The 20,798-nt window shown below is 67.6% G+C and carries 21 protein-coding genes and 1 tRNA gene; 16 read left to right on the plus strand and 6 right to left on the minus strand.

The window, feature by feature from the left end:
• Positions 1 to 356: 356 nt before the first annotated feature.
• The 4 genes from NP511_RS14195 (at position 357) to NP511_RS14210 (ending at position 3,972) form a co-directional block, all read left to right on the plus strand.
• Positions 357 to 1,007, plus strand: coding sequence for a helix-turn-helix domain-containing protein (locus tag NP511_RS14195; protein ID WP_049966027.1), 651 nt, complete (start codon positions 357 to 359; stop codon positions 1,005 to 1,007).
• Positions 1,008 to 1,121: 114 nt separating this feature from the next.
• A complete protein-coding gene (locus tag NP511_RS14200; RefSeq protein WP_049966892.1) occupies positions 1,122 to 2,087 on the plus strand; it encodes an ABC transporter ATP-binding protein in 966 nt (321 codons plus the stop codon).
• The gene (locus NP511_RS14205; RefSeq protein ID WP_049966893.1) at positions 2,080 to 2,865 is read left to right on the plus strand and encodes an ABC transporter permease; all 786 of its coding nucleotides are present in this window, start codon (positions 2,080 to 2,082) and stop codon (positions 2,863 to 2,865) included. Before NP511_RS14200 ends, NP511_RS14205 begins: the two co-directional genes overlap by 8 nt.
• Before the next feature lie 105 nt (positions 2,866 to 2,970).
• Positions 2,971 to 3,972 carry an arsenic resistance protein gene (locus NP511_RS14210; RefSeq protein WP_049966029.1) on the plus strand — a complete coding sequence of 334 codons (1,002 nt, stop codon included), beginning with the start codon at positions 2,971 to 2,973 and terminating at the stop codon, positions 3,970 to 3,972.
• A gap of 47 nt (positions 3,973 to 4,019) precedes the next feature.
• On the opposite strand, the gene NP511_RS14215 is transcribed toward NP511_RS14210, so the two are convergent.
• Positions 4,020 to 4,691: a helix-turn-helix domain-containing protein gene (locus NP511_RS14215; RefSeq protein WP_049966030.1), complete on the minus strand. Its 672-nt coding sequence runs from the start codon at positions 4,689 to 4,691 to the stop codon at positions 4,020 to 4,022.
• Positions 4,692 to 4,815: 124 nt separating this feature from the next.
• On the opposite strand from NP511_RS14215, the gene NP511_RS14220 reads away from it, so the two are divergent.
• On the plus strand, positions 4,816 to 5,181 hold the full coding sequence (locus NP511_RS14220; RefSeq protein ID WP_006650939.1) for a DUF7344 domain-containing protein: 366 nt from the start codon (positions 4,816 to 4,818) through the stop codon (positions 5,179 to 5,181).
• A 6-nt stretch (positions 5,182 to 5,187) separates the two neighbouring features.
• Here the strand turns inward: NP511_RS14220 and NP511_RS14225 are convergent, their stop codons facing one another.
• Positions 5,188 to 5,853 (minus strand): DUF7095 family protein, encoded by a 666-nt coding sequence (locus NP511_RS14225; protein WP_049966031.1) that lies wholly within the window; start codon positions 5,851 to 5,853, stop codon positions 5,188 to 5,190.
• A gap of 155 nt (positions 5,854 to 6,008) precedes the next feature.
• Here NP511_RS14225 and NP511_RS14230 point away from each other — a divergent pair, with 155 nt between their 5' ends.
• Both NP511_RS14230 and ncsA read left to right on the plus strand, forming a co-directional pair.
• Complete coding sequence (locus NP511_RS14230) at positions 6,009 to 6,728, plus strand: alpha/beta fold hydrolase (protein WP_049966032.1); 720 nt, start codon at positions 6,009 to 6,011, stop codon at positions 6,726 to 6,728.
• A gap of 156 nt (positions 6,729 to 6,884) precedes the next feature.
• Positions 6,885 to 7,844 carry a tRNA 2-thiolation protein NcsA gene (gene ncsA, locus NP511_RS14235; protein WP_049966033.1) on the plus strand — a complete coding sequence of 320 codons (960 nt, stop codon included), beginning with the start codon at positions 6,885 to 6,887 and terminating at the stop codon, positions 7,842 to 7,844.
• A gap of 189 nt (positions 7,845 to 8,033) precedes the next feature.
• Here ncsA and ftsZ read toward each other — a convergent pair whose 3' ends face one another.
• From ftsZ to NP511_RS14250, 3 genes are all read right to left on the minus strand, one after another.
• Positions 8,034 to 9,221 carry a cell division protein FtsZ gene (gene ftsZ, locus NP511_RS14240; protein ID WP_006180080.1) on the minus strand — a complete coding sequence of 396 codons (1,188 nt, stop codon included), beginning with the start codon at positions 9,219 to 9,221 and terminating at the stop codon, positions 8,034 to 8,036.
• 2 nt (positions 9,222 to 9,223) lie between these two features.
• Positions 9,224 to 9,403, minus strand: coding sequence for a ribbon-helix-helix domain-containing protein (locus NP511_RS14245; RefSeq protein WP_006180079.1), 180 nt, complete (start codon positions 9,401 to 9,403; stop codon positions 9,224 to 9,226).
• A gap of 197 nt (positions 9,404 to 9,600) precedes the next feature.
• Entirely contained in the window at positions 9,601 to 10,185 is a 585-nt protein-coding gene (locus NP511_RS14250) for a double zinc ribbon domain-containing protein (RefSeq protein WP_049966034.1), read from the minus strand.
• Between the two features lie 126 nt (positions 10,186 to 10,311).
• Between NP511_RS14250 and NP511_RS14255 the strand changes: the two genes are divergently transcribed.
• Positions 10,312 to 10,385: transfer RNA gene (locus NP511_RS14255), tRNA-Tyr, on the plus strand.
• Between the two features lie 354 nt (positions 10,386 to 10,739).
• On the opposite strand, the gene NP511_RS14260 is transcribed toward NP511_RS14255, so the two are convergent.
• A complete protein-coding gene (locus NP511_RS14260; protein ID WP_049966035.1) occupies positions 10,740 to 11,318 on the minus strand; it encodes a FixH family protein in 579 nt (192 codons plus the stop codon).
• A 582-nt stretch (positions 11,319 to 11,900) separates the two neighbouring features.
• On the opposite strand from NP511_RS14260, the gene NP511_RS14265 reads away from it, so the two are divergent.
• The 8 genes from NP511_RS14265 (at position 11,901) to NP511_RS14300 (ending at position 20,788) form a co-directional block, all read left to right on the plus strand.
• Positions 11,901 to 12,662: an ABC transporter ATP-binding protein gene (locus tag NP511_RS14265; RefSeq protein WP_049966036.1), complete on the plus strand. Its 762-nt coding sequence runs from the start codon at positions 11,901 to 11,903 to the stop codon at positions 12,660 to 12,662.
• A complete protein-coding gene (locus NP511_RS14270) occupies positions 12,652 to 13,935 on the plus strand; it encodes an ABC transporter permease (RefSeq protein ID WP_049966037.1) in 1,284 nt (427 codons plus the stop codon). The genes NP511_RS14265 and NP511_RS14270 overlap by 11 nt, the downstream gene beginning before the upstream one ends.
• Complete coding sequence (locus NP511_RS14275; protein WP_049966038.1) at positions 13,932 to 15,164, plus strand: ABC transporter permease; 1,233 nt, start codon at positions 13,932 to 13,934, stop codon at positions 15,162 to 15,164. Before NP511_RS14270 ends, NP511_RS14275 begins: the two co-directional genes overlap by 4 nt.
• 77 nt (positions 15,165 to 15,241) lie before the next feature.
• A complete protein-coding gene (locus NP511_RS14280; protein ID WP_049966039.1) occupies positions 15,242 to 15,886 on the plus strand; it encodes a polysaccharide deacetylase family protein in 645 nt (214 codons plus the stop codon).
• Between the two features lie 73 nt (positions 15,887 to 15,959).
• Positions 15,960 to 18,794 (plus strand): DEAD/DEAH box helicase, encoded by a 2,835-nt coding sequence (locus NP511_RS14285; protein ID WP_049966040.1) that lies wholly within the window; start codon positions 15,960 to 15,962, stop codon positions 18,792 to 18,794.
• A 77-nt stretch (positions 18,795 to 18,871) separates the two neighbouring features.
• Positions 18,872 to 19,621, plus strand: a complete 750-nt coding sequence (locus tag NP511_RS14290; RefSeq protein ID WP_049966041.1) for a protein sorting system archaetidylserine decarboxylase — start codon at positions 18,872 to 18,874, stop codon at positions 19,619 to 19,621.
• A gap of 85 nt (positions 19,622 to 19,706) precedes the next feature.
• Positions 19,707 to 20,069: a DUF7857 domain-containing protein gene (locus tag NP511_RS14295; protein WP_049966042.1), complete on the plus strand. Its 363-nt coding sequence runs from the start codon at positions 19,707 to 19,709 to the stop codon at positions 20,067 to 20,069.
• On the plus strand, positions 20,066 to 20,788 hold the full coding sequence (locus tag NP511_RS14300) for a MinD/ParA family ATP-binding protein (RefSeq protein ID WP_049966043.1): 723 nt from the start codon (positions 20,066 to 20,068) through the stop codon (positions 20,786 to 20,788). The genes NP511_RS14295 and NP511_RS14300 overlap by 4 nt, the downstream gene beginning before the upstream one ends.
• Positions 20,789 to 20,798: the final 10 nt, after the last annotated feature.

The raw sequence follows: 20,798 nt of genomic DNA on the forward strand, positions 1-20,798 counted from the left end.
GCCTCATTTCGAACGTCACAAGTCCACACCCAACACGGTATTCAATCATTTTTCCCCCTCGTATGCTGGGACATTTATAACGCAGTCGGAGAGAATATTATGGCGCTGATGGATGTCCGCCTCGGGAATCGGCTCCAGCCGTTTGCGGGAACTCACTCCGTCGCCGCTCCTGATATAAATGATCGTGGAAACGCGGGGTAACTCCTATTGGAACGTCCCTCCCCTGTCGGAGCATGCGACCGAAACAGGCTGCATCGACGAGCGCGTGGCCGATCGGCCCGACAGTTCACTCCCGACCGTTCTATACTGCCGACCGATACTGAAAAATACATGCACGATGTCGTGACTGTCGGACGATGAGATACGCGAAATGTGTTATCATCCCTGATGACGAGGGGTTGCACCCGCTCCATCGACGGATCGCCGACCATCCGGACGTGACGCGTGAACTCCTCCACAACGTCAACCTCCTCGTCGACGAGACGATCGTCGCGCTCTATCAGTTCTCGGGCGACAGGGACGTTCTCGAGTCGATCCTGTCGGCGTCGTCGATGGTCAATCAGCACCAGCTCTCGAGCGCCGACGGCGAACACCACGCCTACGTCCACCTCGAGGCCGACGACCGGCTCGTCGGGCTGTTGAGCATGCTCAGGGAGTTCGAGTTCATCTACGATACGCCCCTCGAGTTCACGCGCCGCGGCGGCCTCCGGGTCACGATGATCGGTGACGTACAGAGCTTCCAGAAGGCCGTTCCGGACGTTCCCGACGGGATCAGGCTCAAGCTCCTCAAGACGGGCCGGTACGAACCGAACACGGACCGGCTGTTCTCCCAGTTGACCGGTCGCCAGCAGGAGATCCTCCGGACCGCCGTCGAGATGGGGTACTACGACGTTCCGCGGGCGGTGACACACGAGGACATCGGCGAGGCGCTTGGCTGTACCGGGGGGACGGTCGGCGGCCACCTGCGACGGATCGAGGCGACGCTCCTCACGCAGATCGTCCCCTGATTCGGTCGCGGTCGGTGCAAACGGTGGTGTGCCCATCGCGATCGACGCAGTCGGGTCGAGTGGCGACGGGAACGACCGCCATATTACATACGGATGGCCGCCGAGGGTGCCGGTATGGCAGCGATCGAACTCGAGGGCCTCACGAAAGATTACGGCGAGGTACTCGCCAACGACGACGTTACGTTCACTGTCGAGGAGGGGGAGATCTTCGGCTATCTCGGCCCCAACGGCGCGGGGAAAACGACGACGATCCGGACGCTGCTCGGGTTCCTCTCGCCGACCGCGGGGACGGCTCGGTTGCTCGGCAACGACGTGACCGACGAGGCGCAACTGCTCGCGGCCAAACGCCGGCTCGGCTACCTCCCCGACGATCCGGGGTTCGACGAGACGGCGACCGGCCGGGCGGTCCTCGACCTCCACGCATCGCTCAAGGGCGACGAGCGAAGCGCGGAGTTGCTCGAGCTGTTCGATCCGCCGCTCGATCGCGAAATCAGGGAGTACTCGCGCGGCAACGTCCAGAAACTGGGGCTGGTGACGACGTTCATGCACGATCCCGACCTGGTGATTCTAGACGAGCCGACCAGCGGGCTCGATCCCCTCCTCCAACAGCGGTTCAACGAGTTCGTCCGGGCCGAACGGGAGCGCGGACTGACGGTGTTTTTCTCCTCGCACATCCTGAGCGAGGTGCGGAAGCTGTGCGACCGCGTCGGCATCATCCGCGGCGGCCGGCTCGTCACGGTCGAGCCGGTGGAATCGCTGCTGGACAGGAGCGGCAAGTTCGTCCGGTTGCACGCCGCGGAGTCGATCCCGGTCGACGCCCTCGAGATCGACGGGGTCCACGGCATCGAGTCCGACACGGGGCCGAGCGACGGGACCGAATACGCGTTCACGTTCACCGGCGACGTCAACGCCCTGCTCGCGGCCCTCCGGGAGTACCGATTGCACGACCTGTCGATCGAGGAAGCGCCGCTCGACGAGGTCTTCATGCGGTTCTACGACGATAGTGACGGGGATGAACCGAACGGGGCGGACCTGGCCGTGGGGCCCGGTGCGGCGAGCGGGGGTGCGGACGATGTTTGAACTGACTGCCTACGACGGCCGCCGCCGGATCCGGGGCAGCCTGTATCTCTCGATCGGGCTCTCCTTGCTCGCCGCGATGGTCGTCTGGGTTTACCCCTCCTTCGAGGCCGAAATCGACCTCAATGAGTTGCTGGCGGCCTATCCCGAGCCGATCCTGCAGGTGATGGGGGTCCAGACGATGACGAGCCTGGCGGGCTTTCTCTCGTTCGAACTCTACACCTTCGGCTGGATCATCATGCTGGGGCTGTATCTGGCCTACAGCACTGCGGGGACGATCGCCGACGACGTCGACCGCGGGCGGATGGACGTGCTGCTGGCGATGCCGATCTCCCGACGGCGGCTGGTCGCCGAGCGGTTCGGGGCGATGACCGTCCCGATCGTCGGTGCCAACCTCCTCCCGCCGCTGGTCGTCTACGTCGGCGCGCGACTGATCGACCATCCGATCCCCGCCGCCGACGTCCTCGCGGTCCACCTGTTCTCGATCCCCTATCTGTTCGCTTGCGCCGGGATCGGTCTGCTCGCGTCCGTGATCGTCGATCGGGCGGCGATCGCCCAGCGGGTGGCGCTGGGCGTGACCTTCGCGCTCTTTCTCTCCGAATCGCTGCTGTCGGGGACCGACGCCGAGGCCGTCGGCGCGATCGCACCGATGCGGTACTACGATCCCAACGCCGTCCTGCTCGAGGGCACCTACGACCTTCTCGGCGCGGGGATCCTGGTGGCGATGACCGCCGTCCTCCTCGCGGCGAGTCAGTTGTGGTTCGGGCGACGAGACGTCTGAACGCGACGCGGGTCGGCTCCGCGTCGCCCTCGAGCGGGACCGGGACCGAGCCCGCCGACGGGCCCGTCGATGCCCTATTCCGGTCGGGGACCGAACGACCGCGCGATGCGTTCACGAGCGTGGGTACAGCGCCACCAGATCGCCGTCTACGCGGTCGCGGTCGCGGTCGCCGTCGGAATCGGGCTGGGACGACCGTCGGCGGCGTCGGTCTTCCAGCCACTCATCACGCCAGTGCTGGCGGTGTTGCTCTACGTGACCTTCCTCGAGATCCCCTTCGTCCGGTTTCGCGCGGCGATCACCAACGGCCGGTTCATGGCCGGGGCGCTCGTGTTGAACTTCCTCGTCGTCCCGATCGTCGTCTACGGGCTCACCCGGTTCCTCCCGAACGAGCCCGTCGTTCTGGTCGGCGCGTTCATGGTGTTGTTGACGCCGTGTATCGATTACGTGATCGCGTTCACCGACCTCGCCGGGGGTGACGCCGAACAACTCACCGCCGCGACGCCGGCCCTGATGCTCCTACAACTGCTGTTTCTGCCCGCGTACCTCTGGCTGTTCATGGGCGAGCGGATCGCGGCCGTCGTCGAGCCCGGCCCCTTCCTCGAGGCGTTTCTCCTGTTGATCGCGCTGCCGCTGGCGCTGGCGTGGGTCACCGAGATCGGGGCGACCCGCTCGCCGACCGCCCGCCGCTGGCAGTCGGCGATGGGGTGGCTGCCGGTCCCGATGATGGGCGCGACCCTGTTGGTCGTGATCGCCTCGCAGCTCCCGCGGGTACGGGACTCGATCGAGGGGATCGCGGCCGTCGTACCCGTTTACGTCGCCTTTCTGGTCGTCATGCCGCTTCTCGGCCGGCTCGCGGCCGGGCTGCTCCGGCTGGACACCGGCGCGAGCCGTGCGCTCGTCTTCACCGCCGTTACCCGGAACTCGCTGGTCGTTCTGCCGCTGGCGCTTGCCCTTCCGGCGAGGTACGAACTGGCACCGGCGGTCGTCGTCACCCAGACGCTCGTCGAACTGGCCGGGATGGTCGTCCTCACCCGCGTCGTGCCCGCGTGGCTCGTGCCCGACACCCCGGATCCGATCCCCGTCCCCGGCGTCACGCCCGAGGAGTGAGGTGGGCAAGACGGTCTCCGTCCCGGATCTCGCCCGCCTGACCCCGACTACGGCGACCGGTCGTCGTACACCGTGTTCTCGACGAGCGTCTCGACGCCGCGACGGAACCGCTCCGACGCCGCGTTCTGTGAGATGCCGAGTCGCTCGCCGAGTTCTGCCAGCGTACAGGACCGCGGAATATCCAGATAGCCCACCTCGACGGCGGCGACGAGTGCCTCGCGCTGCCGGCTCGTCAGGCCGAACTGGGACCTGGCGTCCCCACCGCCGGCGGATTCGCGGGTGTCGCGGAGTTTCCGGACGTCGACCTCAAAACCGCGCTCGAGGAAGAACCCGTGGAACCGCTCGAGCGCCTCGTCACTGGGGAAGGCGACGCGAAAGAACCAGCCCTCGTGGGTCACGGACGCCTCCTGTAAGACGCCGCCCTCCTCGATCACGGTCGGATAGACGCTCGCCTCCGTTCCTTCGGGCGTCAACTCGAGTTGGTAGAGCCACCGGTCGTCGAACGCGGCCGTCTGCAGGGACGCTGTGACGGTCGGGTCCGCCTCGAGACCCGCCTCGAAGGCCGCCCGTTCGTCGTCGTCGCCGTCGATCCAGACGAGCATTCGGTGGTCGCCGTCCGCGGTGAGATCCGACTGCTCCCACGTGGCGGTCACACCGGGAGCGTGCGATAACGCGTTGCGAAGAATGGGGTAGTCGATCAGCAGCGTCGCGAGTAGCATCCGAGATACCGACGTAAGACACCGTGCCGTTTCTCGGTTTCGGCCGAACGCACGCCAGGGACTGATAAATAGCGTGAATACTGCCGCGCCGCAACTATCCGACGGGCTGTCCCAGTGACGGACGATGACTCACCAGGACGGGGCGAGTAGCGAAGCACAGCCGTTGATCGATCGGTCGCTCGCCGCGTTAAGCGATCCGTACCGCCGATCCGTCTGCCGGTACGCCATGCGAACGCAGACGACGCGTCTCGACCACGCGGAGATCGCCGACTACATCGTCGACCGGGCATCGGCGGCGGACGACCTCGATCGGCGGACCGTCGCGACGGAACTGCGCCACCTCCACCTGCCGAAACTCGAAGACGCCGGGCTGCTCGAGTACGAGCGGGACAGCGGCGTCGTCCACGCCGACCGCGAGCGGATCGCCGACCGGCTCGAGTTGCTCCGCGAGACGGTCGCTGAGATACAGGGCGCTTCGATCGATCGCTAACAGTCGTCAGACCACGTCGCCACGAACTGTCACGCCGTCCTGTTGCTCTCGCCACGCGTGGAGTTCCCGCGCCGCGGTCTCGGCCTCGGCGTCGTCCAGTCCGAGCATCTCGAGGGCCGCCGATAGCGTCGGCAGGGCCAGTTCGCCCTCCCGGAGCTTCCGGAACGCCTCGTCGCTTCGCGTGCCTTCGGCCCAGAGACAGACGCCGCGGGGATCGAGCAACTGCGTGTAGTCCTCCCGCAGGCGCGCGCCGCGCAGCCGCTGGGTGACGTTGTCCTCGAAGGCGGCGTTACAGACCTCGAGATGGACCGGTTCGTCCTCCTCGAGGAGGTGGGCGGCGAGACACTGCTCGGGCGCGGCGTGGCCGTTCGCGTTGGCTCGCAGATACTCGGGGTGGTCGGCGGCCCAGTCGGCCCGGACCGACTTGCCGATCCCCTCGACGCCGTATTCGGCGGCGATCGCGTCGGCGTCTACCGCCCCGTTGTCGCTGTCGTCGCGCATGAGGACGTCCTTGGTCACGTAGACGTCCAGCCGCTCGACGGGATCGAGACCCAACGCGACGTCGCCGAACGTCCACACCTCCCGGACCGGGACCGGCATCCGCTCGCTCGCGACGGTCTCCACGAGGTCCTCGAGACGGTCGACCGCTCTCGCCCGATCGAATCCACTCATCGGTCGCCGTTGGGGCCGGACGCGCAAAGTCGTTTCTCAGTCGCGACCGCATCGTTGTCCGGACCCGCGACCGACCTGCGGTCAGCGGCCACGACCGTCACGAGCGGTGGCTCGAGAGATCAGGTTTTTTACCGGTTCGCGGCGAACGCAAACCCATGCGACACCGGATCTTCAACGAGGACGGCGACGCGGAACTCGTCTTCGTCATGGGCTGGGGTAACCGCTGGACCCACGAGAACGTCAGCTGGCTCATCGGACAGCTGACCGCGGCCGACTATCGGGTCCACGCGTTCGAACTCCCGACGAACATCGACGATTTCAAAGCCGACTGGCTCGAGCCCGTCGCCGAGTACGTCCGCGACCTCGAGGGCTATCAGTTGCTTGGCCACAGCGCCGGCTCGCTGGTGGCACAGGCCCTCGACGGCGCGGACAACCACGTCTATCTGAGCCCGTGGTGGGGGTACGGCGAGGGATTTCCGGAACCGGTGTTAGAGGCCGTCTCGAAGCTCCCGACGGCGTTCCCCTGTCTTCCGACCGGCGGCTTCGACCGCGAGGACCTGGGTCAGGAGGCGACCGATCACCAACTCGAGACGACCCCGTCGTGGGTGTCGCCGGCTTTCATTCGAGAGACCCGCCGCGCACAACGGGAGCTGCTGACGATCGATCACGACGCCGTCGTCTTCTGCTCGCTGCGCGATCCCGTCATCGACCTGCGACCGATCGGCGAGCGGGTGCCCGCCGACCACGTCGTCCTCTACGACGGCGGCCACGAACTGTTCTCCTCGCCGGGCCGCGACCGGTACGTCGACCCCCTGCTGGCCGCGCTCGAGGACGGGGCCGATGCCGTCGAGGACCGGGACCGAGTTCCCGTCTGATCCGGTCGACGGAACGATCCGGATAGGTCGCGACGTGTGTCGACCGAGACGGCTGCCAGAAGCGGCGGTGGGACGGACGCCCGCTCACCGCTCGAGACGGCCGCCACGCTCCGGCAGACGAAACCGTGATTGGCGGCGACCGACAACGGGCCGCTAATGGACTGTACCCGATGCGACGAGGACGCGGTCATGCACGCCGCCTACTCCGGCTCCCATCTCTGTGCGGATCACTTCCGCGAGTCGGTCGAAAAGCGGGTCCGGCGGCGCGTCCGACGGGACGATCTCGTCCCACACGACGCGACGCCCGAGGATCCCGAAACCTGGGTGATCGGCCTCTCCGGCGGGAAAGACAGCGTCGTCCTCACGCAGATCCTCCACGAAACGTTCGCCGAGGACCCCCGCATCGAACTCGTCGGGCTGACCATCCACGAGGGCATCGAGGGCTACCGCGACGAGTCCGTCGACGCCTGCGTCGAACTCAGCGAGGAGTTGGGCATCCGCCACGAACTCGTCAGCTACGCCGAGGAGTTCGGCGTCCGCATGGACGAGGTCGTCGAGGACGACCCCGAAAACATGGCCGCCTGTGCCTACTGTGGCGTCTTCCGGCGAGATCTCCTCGAGAAGTACGCCGAGGAACTCGGGGCCGATCTCCTCTTGACGGGCCACAATCTCGACGACGAGGCCCAGACCGCGCTGATGAACTTCCTCGAGGGCGACGTCGAACAGATCGCGAAACACTTCGACGCCAGCCTCGGCCCCCTCTCGGAACGGGGCGAACAGGAGGAGTTCGTCCCGCGCGCGAAACCGCTGCGTGACGTTCCCGAGAAGGAGGTCGCCCTCTATGCCCACATCAACGACCTGCCGGCCCACATCACCGAGTGTCCCCACGCCAGCGAGGCCTATCGCGGCGAGATCCAGCAACTGCTGTACGATCTCGAGGAGAACCACCCCGGTACCCGTCACTCGATCCTGGCTGGCTACGAGGATCTCGCGTCGATCGCCGCCGACGAGTACAGCGGCGACGACGGTGCCGACCTACAGGAGTGCGTCGAGTGTGGCTCGACGACGACGCGCGAGGTCTGTCGGAAGTGTTCGCTGCTCGAGTCGCTGGCCTGACTCGAGTCCGCCGATCCGTTCGTCGCGTTCGCTCCGTATACGGTCGTAAACGGCGGTTGTGGACGACGAAAGCCGATACGTTGTACTGAGACTGCGATATCCGTCGCCACTCCCCGTGAGAATCGGAAGCGAAGCCGGTCAAAAACGGAACCGATCGGCGGTGGTGTGTCGGTCGTGGTCCCGTCGCGATTACCGGATGACGTCGACGCCGTTCTGGCGGTCGACTTTCTCGCGGCCGCCGTCGCTTTGGGCACCGAAGCCGGAGCCACCGGCCTCGACGTTGTTGCTCGCGTCGAAGTCGGCCTCGTTGATGCCCTCGATGCTCGCGCGGGACTTGTCGGCCTGCTTCTGGGTGGTGGGACCGAGTACCTGCGCGCTCTGGACGCCGGTCATGATCGCCATGACCCGGACCTTGCCCTTGTAGGACTCCTGGATGCGCGCGCCCCAGATCACGTTCGCCGAGGCCTCGAGGCGCTCGGTGATGTTGTCGGCGATTCCCTCGGCCTCTTTGAGCGTGAGGTCGGGGCCGCCGGTGATGTGGACGAGCCCGCCGCTCGCGCCGCGGTAGTCGACGTCAAGCAGCGGATGGTTCATCGCGTCCTTGACGACCTCGTCGGTCTTGTTCTTGTCCTGGGTCTCGCCGACCAGCATGACTGCGACCCCGCCCTGATTCATGATCGTGGACATGTCGGCGTAGTCCAGATTGATCAGGGACGGTTGGGTGATCGTCTCCGAGATCCCCTTGACGGTCTCGGCGATGATCTGATCCATCACCGAGAACGCCTTCCCGATCGGCAGATTCGGGACGTAATCGAGCAGCCGGTTGTTGTCCAACACGATGATCGAGTCGGCCTGCTCGCGCAACTTCTCGAGGCCTTCCTCGGCTTTGACCGTGCGGGCACGTTCGACGTTGAACGGCGTCGAGACCATGCCGACGACGATCGCACCCTGCTCTTTGGCGATCTCCGAGACGACGGGGGCGGCACCCGTGCCGGTGCCACCGCCCATCCCGGCGGTCACGAACACGAGGTCCGCGTCGCCGAGGACGTCCTTGATCGTCCCCTGGGCCATCTCGGTGGCGCGTTCACCCATCGAGGGGTCGCCACCGGCACCGAGCCCGTTGGTGAGGGATTTGCCGACGAGGATCTTCGTGTCGGCCTCGATCATCTTGAGGTGCTGTTTGTCCGTGTTGATCGCGATCGTGTCGGCACCGTCGACGCCGATGTTGTACAGGCGGTTGATGGTGTTGTTGCCGGCACCGCCACAGCCGACGATGACGATCCGTGGATCGCCGAACTCGTCGTCGTCCATCGAGACGTCCATCTCCCGGGCCTCTTCCTCCGCGTTCTCTAAGGCGTCCTGAACGATATCCTGCATCGTTACACCTTGGCCCAGTTGCGTTTGCCGGACTGCTCGTTGGGAGCCTCCCGTTGTTCGTTGATCATCTCGCGGACGGCCGACCGGATCGCCTCGCTCCGGTTCGGGAACTCGCCCGCGTCGACCAGTTGCTCTACTTCCTCGATCTGCTGTTTCGGGATTCGCAGTGTCACACGCTCCATGGTTGTATTCCCCGTTGGGGGTAAGACGGTGGCGCGCCCCTGTCAGACGCGGCGTGTCTTACGTCGAAACCACCCGAAGTCGGGCGATTTCCCGTCTTGTCGACGGGTGTAAGACAATCCGTCTTACGCGACTAAGTCGATGTTTGGCACAGATAATAAAACTTTCCCCGAGACTGACGTTCAGTGTCTTACACCGGTCAGCGCTGGCGAGTGTCCGCCTCGAGAACGTCTGCCGCCGGCGTCCGACGACCACAACCCGGACAGAACGACCAGTCCGAGCGGACCTCGTCGCCGCAGTCACAGAACAGCCGTCGGGCGGCCTTCTCGCCGCAGTTCGGACAGTAGACGTGATCGCCCTCGAGCGTCTCCCCACACTGGGTACAGGCAGCGTCCGTCTCCTCGCGTGGCTCCAACTGTCTGTGTTCGGCGTCGTCCGACGCCGGGTCGCGCGATCGGTCGGCCTCGAGTCGGACGTCGTCGACCGACTCGCCGTGAGCGCCCGTCAGCGAGACCGAGACGGTCACGTCCCGGTGGCCGTCGGACATGCGCGAGCCCGCGGCCTCGAGCCCCAACTCCCGCAGTCGGGCGTCGAGCCGTTCGTCCACGCGTGCGCGAACCAGGTCGTCGATCGCCGTCTCCCCGTCACGTTCCGACGCCGACTCGCCGCGGTCCCCCTCGAGGTACGCCCGGAGCGCCTCCCGCATCGCCTCGCTCTTGGAGACCTCGAGGGCCTCGAGTCGGTCGACGAGGTCGTCGTCCGCGCGGAACGTGATCTTGCTCATGCTCGAACTACCTCCCCTGTTGCCACGCATCCCATATCAATCATGCTGCCGTTCACGCTTCGTGACACGTCGCAGCCGGTGCGAATAATAACCCTTATGTGTACGAGGGCGGCTACGTTGGAGTGCCCGCCCTTAGCTCAGACTGGTAGAGCAGTCGACTGTAGATCGACTTGCCCCCCGTTCAAATCGGGGAGGGCGGACTCGGATTCTCGCCGAAGCACAGTCGAACCGGATACTGGCTTTTTCGTCACTCATAGCGGCCTTACTGCTGATTTCGCGTTTCCAATATCGGAGGCTAAATTCGGAGTGGAACTTGGTTCCAGTGCCGGGTAGACGCCTGCGGGCGAATTTTGGAGTCGTCGGGGTGGCCAGCGTGACGATCATGCCAGGGCACTCGATAGCAGCGTCATCGACGCCCGTACAGAGCGTCGCATTTCGGTGGTTCCCCTTCCACTCGAGTTCAACGCGGCGGTCGCGTTCGGGGGAGTCCGACTGTCTGACGACCGCTTTCGGAGACGGATATCGGGGCTGTCCGTCGCGAAACGTGAGGCGGGTTAGCGTCGTCTCCGCAGGAGGACTGCACCGATAACGGTGCCGAGACCGAGTCCGGCGAGAGCGATACTTCCGGAACCGAACCCGGCTTCGTCGGGCCGCTCGTCGTTGGGTTGGGAGTCAGTACTGTTGCCGGCGGCTTCCGATTCGCTGGCCGGGTATTCCAACTCGGCACGATCGGTGACCGTCTTTTCGAAGTGAGTGTGGACGTCGACTCCGTCGAGATGTCCCTCGAGGTGGACGACGTAGTCGCCCGGTTCCGCGAAGACGACCGGTGCTTCGTACACGCCGGGCTCCCCGTGTTTTTCGCTGAGTTCGAGCGGGGTTTTCTCGGCCTCGGACGTCTGGACGGAGACGGTTAGGTTCTCGGCGTGGCCCGCCGCTGGCGTGCCGGTCTCGGTGTCGACGATCTCGAACTCGAGCCACATCCGTTCGTCGGTGATGAGGGGTTCGTCCGCCCCACCGAAGGTGACGTCGTACCCGTCGACGGCCTGTGTTTCGTGTGCCAGTACCGGTGTGGCAATACCGGTGAGTAACACACTGAGTGCTACGAGCGCGAACAGCGGCTTTTTGATCGACATTCATGAATCGATTCGCCGAGTAGAGGTATGTACTATCTGGCCCATACGTCGAAAATATGGTTTAGTACTCGAAAGGTGGTGTGAATACCCGAACACGACTCGCGTATTTTGCAGATGTGGTCAGTTCTGTTACGAACGCAGCCGGTGTCGCTCCTACGGACCCGAGGAGCGGACGGGTGGTACGAGACGGAATCAGTGTCCTGATAATCCGGGGAGAGGGGACGGGTTCCACCGAAACGCGATCGACGTGGATCGAACACACCGCCATCCATGGGACGATATCGAGGTCCCGTGGGCGCGACGATTGAATCGCGGCCGCAAACGTCAATCGTCACTGATCTGTACGGCACCCTTTCGCGGGGTCCCGCCCACACAATCCCTGCCTACGGGTCGATATCGTCGGCCGATGCGGGTCGATCGCGGATCCGATTCCAACGGCCCGGACAGTTCCCGAGCCCGGCCGCTCGAGCGACCCCGAGGCCCGCTCGTGTCGGCGAAAATTCCTGTAACACGGGGCTGACTGGGGTAGACGGGTCGAAACAATGAGCCGGGACGGCGTCGCTGTCGGTGAGATCGCCGAGGATGTCAAACCAGTCAGTACGCGGTTCGCGATCGTCGATGAGGGATCGGACGGACGACCGCGAATCGGCCAGCGCCGTTCGCCTCGCGGACGTCAGACACGAGTACGGATCGACGGGGGGACGGTTCCGCTCGGGCGGGGACCGGACGGTGACCGCGCTCCGGGGGGTATCCATCGACGTGCCGCGGGGAGCGATCGTCGGCCTCGAGGGGCCGAGCGGAAGCGGGAAGTCGACGATCTTGCACGCCGTCGCGGGGCTGCTGGTCCCGACGGCGGGCCGGGTCGAGGTCGCGGGAACCGACCTGACGGCGCTGTCGGACGCGGAGCGGACCCGACTGCGACGGCGCCACATCGGGATCGTCTTCCAGCGATTCTATCTCCTGCCGTCGCTGTCGGCCCGCGCGAACGTGGCCCTGCCGCTCGTGCAGGCGGGGGTTCCCCGCGCCGATCGCCGGAACCGGGCGGAGTCGCTGCTCGAGGCGGTCGGGCTCGGCGATCGGGCCACGCATCTTCCGGGGGAACTCAGCGGCGGCGAACGCCAGCGCGTGGCGATCGCGCGGGCGCTGTCGACCGATCCCGACGTGATCGTGGCCGACGAGCCGACCGGCGAACTCGACACGGCGACCGGTCGGACCGTCCTCGAGCTGTTGACCGACGTCGGGCGCGATCGGGCGGTGATCGTCGCCTCCCACGACGAGGGGGCGCTGTCGGTCGCGGACCGGATCGTCTCGTTGCGCGACGGACGGGTGGACGATGTCCGATGAGGGCGACGACGTGTCGCCGGACGGATCACGGCGACGGACGCGCTGGCGGGGACTCGTCGGTCTGACGGCCACGCGGTGGTGGCAGCGGGCGACCCGAACGACGGGCGGTCGGATCGCGTCGACGATCGCGACCGTCGCGCTGACCGTCGCCTTCCTGCTCGTCGTGACCGGCGTCGCGCTGGCGCTGGCCGACGGCGGGACGGCGAGCGACGACGACGCGACCGTGCGGATAACCGCCGAGGACGGCAGTACGCTCTCCGCGGTCGACGGAGTCGAGGGGCTGCGGCTCGGGGCGAGCAACGACCGCGCCCGCGAACTTCGATCGGCGCCGGGGGTCGATCACGCCTCGCCCGTGCTGGTCGAGACGGTCCACCTCGAGTCCGACGAGGGCGAGCCCCGACCCGTCCGGGTGGTCGGCGTCGTTCCCGACGGGGAGTCCCGGACCGTCGCCGGGCTGCCGACGGCGGCCTTAGAAGCGGGCGATCCCCACTACGCCAACGGCTCGTACGACGGGCCGCGGGCGGGCGGGATCGTCCTCTCGCCGACCGCGGCCGAGCGCCTCGAGGCCGCGGAGGGCGACGAGGTGGCGGTATCGATGCCGGGGCAGGATCAAGCGAACACGCCCGCGACCACCCCAACGGTGACTGTCGCGGCCGTTGCCGATGACGGGGCTGCCGGCGATGCACCGGTTGCGCTCGTTCACCTGAGCGAACTGCAGTCGTTGTCGGGTGCCGACGATGGCCAACTCGCCGATCGGGTCCTCGTCTGGGGCGAGCCCGCCGCGGCGGAGTCGGCCGCCGACGACGCCTATCCCGACGCGTCGGTGACGGTGGCCGGCAGCACGGATCCGGCCGCGCTGTTCGACGACGGGCTGGCGTTCGCGGCGAGCGCCGTGGCGTTGCTCGTCGGCCTGACGATCTGTGCCTCCTTCGTCGCGACGACCGCGGGAATGGCCGTCGACGAGGATCGGCGGACGCTTGCCGTCCTCGAGTCGGTCGGGGTCCCCGTCGGCGGCCGGCTGGCCGTCGTCGCCGTCTCGACGGGGCTCACCACGCTCGTCGGGGCCGTCGTGGGTGTCGCGCTCGGCGCGGCGGGGATCGCCGGCGTCAACGCCGTCGCCGGTGCGACCGTCGCGCCCGGCGCGGTTGCGCAGTTCCATCCGCTGTTCGTTCCCTACGGGATCGCCGTGGCCCTCCTGGCGGGACTGGTCGCCGTGCCGTACCCGCTCGCGGTGGCCGCGCGAACGTCGGTCTTGGCGGAGGTGGGACGATGAGCGTTCGCGGGGCGATCGTCCGGCTTCGGGCTGTTACGGGACTGGCGCTTGCACAGCTCCGACGCGCGCCCGGCCGGACGACGCTGACCGTCCTCGCGGTCACGCTCGCGGTGCTGTCGGTGACGGTCCTGGCCAGCCTCGGCGTCGGCGTCGTCAACAAGGGAGAGCAGGGGCTTGACAACGCCGGACGGGACATCTGGATCTCGCGGGAACCGGTCGATCCGTCGGCCAGCGGGACGGCGAACCCGATCTCGGGGGCACACGCGAGGGCGGCCGAACTCTCCGCACGGGAGGACGTCGACGCCGCGTCGCCGATCGCGATGTACGACGTCTACGTCGGGACAGAGCCCTCGAACTTGCAGCGCCACCCCGCGGTCGGCGTCCAGGAGACCCACGACGGGTTCGACTTCGAGGCCGGCAACGGGTTCGAGGTCGATCCGGAAACTGCGGCGACGCCGCCGCCCGACGACCCCCAGCGCGAGGAGATCGTGATCGATCCGCGAGTCGCCGAGGACCTCGGCGTCTCGGTCGGCGACACGATCCACGTCGGCACCAGCCGGGAGACGGCGGCGAACCACGAGTTCACGGTGATCGGAATCTCCGGCTACTACTCGCAGTATCTGGGCTCGCCGGCCGTGACGGTCCCGTTGGGCGACCTGCAGGCCGTCGCCGGCACCGACGGGACCGATCGGGCGACGTTCATCACCGCCGACGTGGCGGACGACGCCGACCGCGAGACCGTCGCCGCCGACCTCGATGCCGAGTACCCCGAGTACGACGTTCGGACCAGCGATAACCAGATCCAGTCCGTCCTCGAGGAGCGATCGATCGTCCTCGCCAGCGGGATCACGCTGGTCGGGCTGGCCGTCCTCGGCGGGGCGGTCCTGACGGCCAACCTGTTCGCGCTGGTCGCCCACCAGCAACGCGAGCAGCTCGCGGCGCTGCGGGCGATCGGGCTCTCCCGCGGGCTGCTCGCCGGGGTGATCGGCACACAGGGGCTGTTGATCGGGCTGTTCGGCGGCCTCCTCGGACTGGCGGCGACGCCGCCGGCCGTGATCGGGCTGAACCGGCTCTCCGCGTCGGTCCTCGGCTTCGAGGACCTGCTCCGGACGCCGCCCGCGGTCTACGCCGGCGGCTTCGCGCTCGCGCTGGCCGTCGGGACGGTCGTTGCGCTCGTTGCCGGCTGGCGGGCCGGCCGCTACGCCCGCATTGAACACCTCGAGGCCTGAGTGACGGCTGGAGTCCGACAACCCTGCCGGCGTATCCACGCCGAAGCCACTTGGGGGCCGGAGCCGTACGGGTCGCGATGCGAGTACGAACACCCGATAGCGAGCGACAGCGGACGGCCGGCGCGGGATCGACGACCGCGTCACGCCTGCGGGGGCTCGCCCGCCATCTCCTGACCGCAATCGGCCTGCTCACCGTCACGTACGCCGTGTTGCGACTACTCGGGCCGCGAGACGACGTCCCGATCCAGTCGGTCGACGAGGCGAAGGAGGAAATGGAGGAGGTACTCCCCGAGGGGGTCACGGACCGTGCCGCCGACGCCGTCCCCGACGACTCGTCGGTCGACACGATACGGAACCGCCTGCAGGCCACCGATCGCGACGTCACGCCGACGACGATCGACGGCCCTCGAAGCGAGGCCTCGGCGTTCGACCCCGGCGTCACCCCGTCCGAAGAGGAACAGGGAAATGACCACGTGACCGGGTTCGAGGGCGACAGCGAAGCCGAATCCGGCGGCTCCGAGACGGACTCGAGCGGCGCCGCCATCGACGACGGCGAGGCAACGGCCGACTCCACCGACGGCGATCTCTCCGACGCGGGGATCGCCGAACGAATCGAGCCCGATGCCGGGGACGAACCCGTGGAACCCGGCGAGATGGCGGTCGACGAGGGGGTCGCCGAGAACCTCGCCGACGAGATCGACGCCGACGAACCCGAGGAGTGAGACGACCCTCGAGGGGCCCTCGGAGTCACCGGAAACGTGGTGCTTATCCGCCGCTCGTCCCTACCGTATTCCGATGACTGACGGGGACGTCGCGGCGTTTACGCACCTCGGAGCGACGGTCCGCGGGGCGCTCTCCGAACGCGGCTTTTCGCAACCGACGGCACCACAGCGGCTGGCGATCCCGCCGCTCGCCGCCGGCGAGAACACGCTGGTGATCGCGCCCACCGGGAGCGGCAAGACCGAGACGGCGATGTTGCCCGTCTTCGATCATCTGGTCGCCGAGGAAGGACCGCCAGAGGGGTTGGGCGCACTCTATATCACCCCGCTGCGGGCGCTCAATCGCGACATGCGCGAGCGCCTCGAGTGGTGGGGCGAGTACCTCGACCTCGCAGTCGACGTCCGCCACGGCGACACCACCGACTACCAGCGGCGCAAGCAGGCCGAGGACCCGCCGGACGTGCTGATCACGACGCCCGAGACGGTGCAGGCGATGCTCACCGGCGAGCGGCTGCGCGAGGCGCTCGCCGACGTCTCCCACGTCGTGATCGACGAGGTCCACGAACTCGCCGCCTCCAAGCGGGGCGCGCAGTTGGCGATCGGCCTCGAGCGACTGCGCGATCTCGCCGGCCCGTTCCAGCGGATCGGACTCTCGGCGACGGTCGGCGATCCTGGCGAGGTCGGGCAGTTCCTGACGGGGGGCCGACCCTGCGAGATCCGGGAGATCGACGTGGGGAGCAACGTCGACGTGACGGTCCGCGAGCCCGCGGTTACCGACGAGGACGAGCGGCTGGCCGGGGAACTGATGACCGAAGCCGATACCGCCAGCCACGTCCGGCTGATCCGCGATCTGGTCGCCGATCACGAGTCGACCCTGATCTTCGTCAACACCCGCCAGACCGCCGAGGCGCTTGGGTCGCGATTCAAGGAACTCGACCTCCCGATCGGTGTCCACCACGGATCGCTCTCGAAGGAGGCCCGGATCGACGTCGAGGATCGGTTCAAGGCCGGCGAGATAGACGGGCTCCTCTGTACCTCGTCGATGGAACTGGGCATCGACGTGGGACAGGTCGATCACGTGATCCAGTACAAGAGCCCCAGACAGGTCACCCGACTCCTCCAGCGGATCGGCCGCGCGGGGCACCGACAGGACGAGGTCTCGAGCGGGACGATCGTGACGACCCGCCCGGACGACACCTTCGAGGCGCTGTCGATCGCCCGACGGGCCCGCGACGGCGAGGTCGAACCGGCGGCGATCCACGAGGGGAGCCTGGACGTGGTCGCCAACCAGTTGCCCGCGATCGTCCAGAGCCGCGGCGACACGTACCTCGACGAGGCGCTCGAGACGATCACTCGCTCCTATCCGTTCCGAAACGTCCCCGAGGCGACGATCCGCGAGATCGCAGGGGAACTGGACCGCAATCGAATCCTCTGGTTCGACGAGGGCGAGGACCGCATCGAGACCACCGGCGGTACGTGGCAGTACGTCTACGCGAACCTCTCGATGATCCCCGACGAGGAGACCTACGAGGTCCACGACATCGCCTCGGGGGGCCAGATCGGGACCCTGGACGAGCGCTTCGTCGTCAACTTCGCCCAGCCCGGCGAGGTGTTCATCCAACGGGGCGAGATGTGGCGGATCGCCGAGATCGACGACGAGGAGGGGACGGTCAAGGTCAGCCCGATCGAGGATCCCGCGGGCGAAGTCCCCTCGTGGATCGGCCAGGAGATCCCCGTCCCCGCCGCCGTCGCGGGGGAAGTCGGCGAGATCCGGGCCGTCGCCGAACCCCAGTTCACAGCCGGGGCCGACGCCGCCGCGGTCGGCCGGGAACTCACGGGTCGGTATCCGGCTGACGAGTACACGCTGACCGAGGCCTGCACGCAACTCGCACAACAGGTCGAGGCCGACGCGCCGATGCCGACGGCCGACCGGCTGGTCCTCGAGCGCCGCGGGCGGACGATCGTCTGCAACGCGCCCTTCGGCCACACGGCCAACGAGACCCTTGGCCGGGTGCTGTCGGCGCTGCTGGGCCAGCGGGCCGGCTCCTCGGTCGGCCTCGAGACGGATCCCTACCGGATCGAACTCGAGGTGCCGAACTCGATCGCGACCAGTGAGGTACTCGAGGTCATCGAGGAGACCGACCCGGACCACGTCGAGGCGATCGTCGAACTCGGACTCAAAAATTCCGACGCGCTCGCCTTCCGGCTGGCGCAGGTCTCGGCGAAGTTCGGCGCGTTAAAGCGCTGGCAGGGCTCGGGCCGACTCTCGAACGATCGCCTGCTGGCGGCCCTGGAGGACACCCCCATGTACGAGGAAGCGATCCGGGAGGTGTTCCACGAGGACCTCGATATCGAACGTGCGAGTGCGGTCCTCGAGCGGCTCCAGTCGGGCGACCTCGAACTGGTGACCCACCGCGGCCACACGCCGATCGGGAAGGGGGGCCGGTCGTCAGGCGGCAAGGAACTGCTCGCACCCGAAAACGCTGACGCCAGCGTCATCGAGACGGTCCGGGAGCGCCTGCAGAACGATCGGGTCATCCTGCTGTGTACCCACTGTACGGAGTGGAAGGTGAAGACGAAAGTCAAGCGGGTGGCCGACCAGCCCGAGTGCCCGGAGTGTGGCTCGACCCGGATCGCCTCGCTGAACCCGTGGGCCGACGAGGTCGTACAGGCCGTCCGAGCGCAAGAAAAGGACGAGGAACAGCAGAAGATGACCGAACGCGCGTTCCGGGCCGCGAGCCTCGTCCAGAGTCACGGCAAGCAGGCCGTGATCGCGATGGCCGCCCGCGGGGTCGGGCCGCACAACGCCGCCCAGATCATCAACAAACTCCGCGAGGACGAAGCGGAGTTCTATCGCGACATCCTCTCGAAAGAGCGGGAGTACGCCCGGACCCAGTCGTTCTGGGACTGAACGCCCCTTCGTCTGTACCCGCTGTCCGGCTCGTGCCATCCGTAACGGCCATACGAGTCGGTCGCCTCAGTTCTCCCATGAACGTCGCGCCGGGGGCCTGGAAGTACGCTATCGTTCCGCTACTCGCCGCCCCGTTCGCACTCGTTATCAGCGTCACCGCGAGCCTCGTCGCGCTCGCGGTTGGCGCCGGTACTCTCGCCTTTTTCCGCGATCCCGACCGTACCCCGCCGCCGACCGGCGTCGTCTCGCCGGCCGACGGGAACGTCTCGGTCCTCCGGGAAGAGGGCGACCGCGTCCGGCTGGGAATCTTCATGAACGTCTGGCACGTCCACGTCGTCCGCGCCCCCTTCGCCGGCCGCGTTACCGATGTCGAACACGTCTCCGGTGCCAACCGCCCCGCCTTCTCGAAGGAGTCCGACCGCAACGAACGCGTCCACGTCCGCCTCGAGACCGACTCGCCGAACCTGCCGTCCCCCGAAGACGCCGACTCCGCTGCGGTCGAGACCGACGAGTCGACGTCCCATCCCGATGAACCCGACTCCGACGCCGAGGTGACCCTGATCGCCGGCGCGTTCGCCCGCCGGATCCACCCCTACGCCGAGCGCGGCGACGCCCTCGAGCGCGGCGACCGCATCGGCCATATCGCCTTCGGCAGCCGCGTCGACCTGCTCTTTCCGCCGACCGTCGACGTCGAGGACGTCGCCGTCGATATCGGCGACTCGATGACCGCCGGCGAAACCGTCGTCCTCGAGTCGAGTCCCGGCGACCTCGGAGGGTTCGACCTCGAGGTCGGTTCGGGCTCTGGCTCAGACGGTCGGGACGAGTAACGACTTCGCGGCCGCGCCTGCACCGATCCCGCTCGGCCGCGACCGGGAGCGGACCTTTATCCGACAGCGGGCGGCCAACGCGGCCGTGATCGACCTCGACTGGGAGACCGACCGCATCGACGGCGTGACGCTCGTGTCGGCGACGATCGAAACCGCCGCGACGACCCCACAGCGCGTCCGACTCGAGAGCCGACTCGACGGCCCCGTCTGGCCGCCGACGGACGGCGATCGGACTGCGGCGTGGACCGACGCCGTCTGGGAGGGCGTGATCGAACCCGACCGCCGTCACGGAATCGGCTTCGCGAGCCCGGCGTCGCCGGTCGAACCGCCGCTGGCCGTGACTGATCACCGACGGGCCTCGAGCGACCGCTCCCCGCGGCCGGCGGCCATCCTCGCCTCGCTGACCGAGTGGAAACCGACACCGACCGTCGTCGGACGGGAGCGATGATCGTCGCGATCACCGGCGGGAAAGGGGGCGTCGGCAAGTCGATGCTCGCATTGAACCTCGCGTACGAACTGGACGGGGTCGTCGTCGACGGCGACCTCACGACCCCGGACCTTTCCCATGGCGGCGGCCCCGATCTACACGACGTCCTGGCCGACCGTACCGACCCGCTCGAGGCGGTCGACCGGCACGGCCCGGTTCGGCTGCTTCCCTGCGGTCGAACGCTCGCCGGTGCCCGCGCGGCCGATCTGTCGGCGTTCCCGCGGATCGTTCGACGGCTCGAACGCGAGTTCGGCCGCGTCGTGATCGACTGCCCCGCCGGGCTGGCACGCGACGTGGGCCGACAACTCGCGAGCGCCCACGCGGCCGTTCTCGTCACGACCCCGACCGAACCCGCACTCACCGACGCCATGCGAACGCGACAGGTCGCACTCGACCTCGAGACGCCGGTCGCCGCCGTCGCCCTCAACAGGACGTCCGGAGCGGTCCCCGACGGCATCGCCGAGCGCATCGAACGAACCGTCAGCGCCCCGGTACGCACCCTTGAGGAGCGGTCGGCCGTTGCCGACGCACAGCGGCGCGGACGTCCCGTTGCCGCCGTCGCTCCCGACTGCCCGGCGGTCGAACCCCTTCGGGCCCTCGCCCGGCGGCTCGAGCGCTGTACGACGCACGATCCCGATCGGAGCGACGCTCACGATCGATCGCCGGCCGTGCTGGACTAGCATAACCCGA

It is taken from the genome of Natrinema thermotolerans (genome assembly GCF_031165565.1).
GTDB lineage: Archaea > Halobacteriota > Halobacteria > Halobacteriales > Natrialbaceae > Natrinema > Natrinema thermotolerans.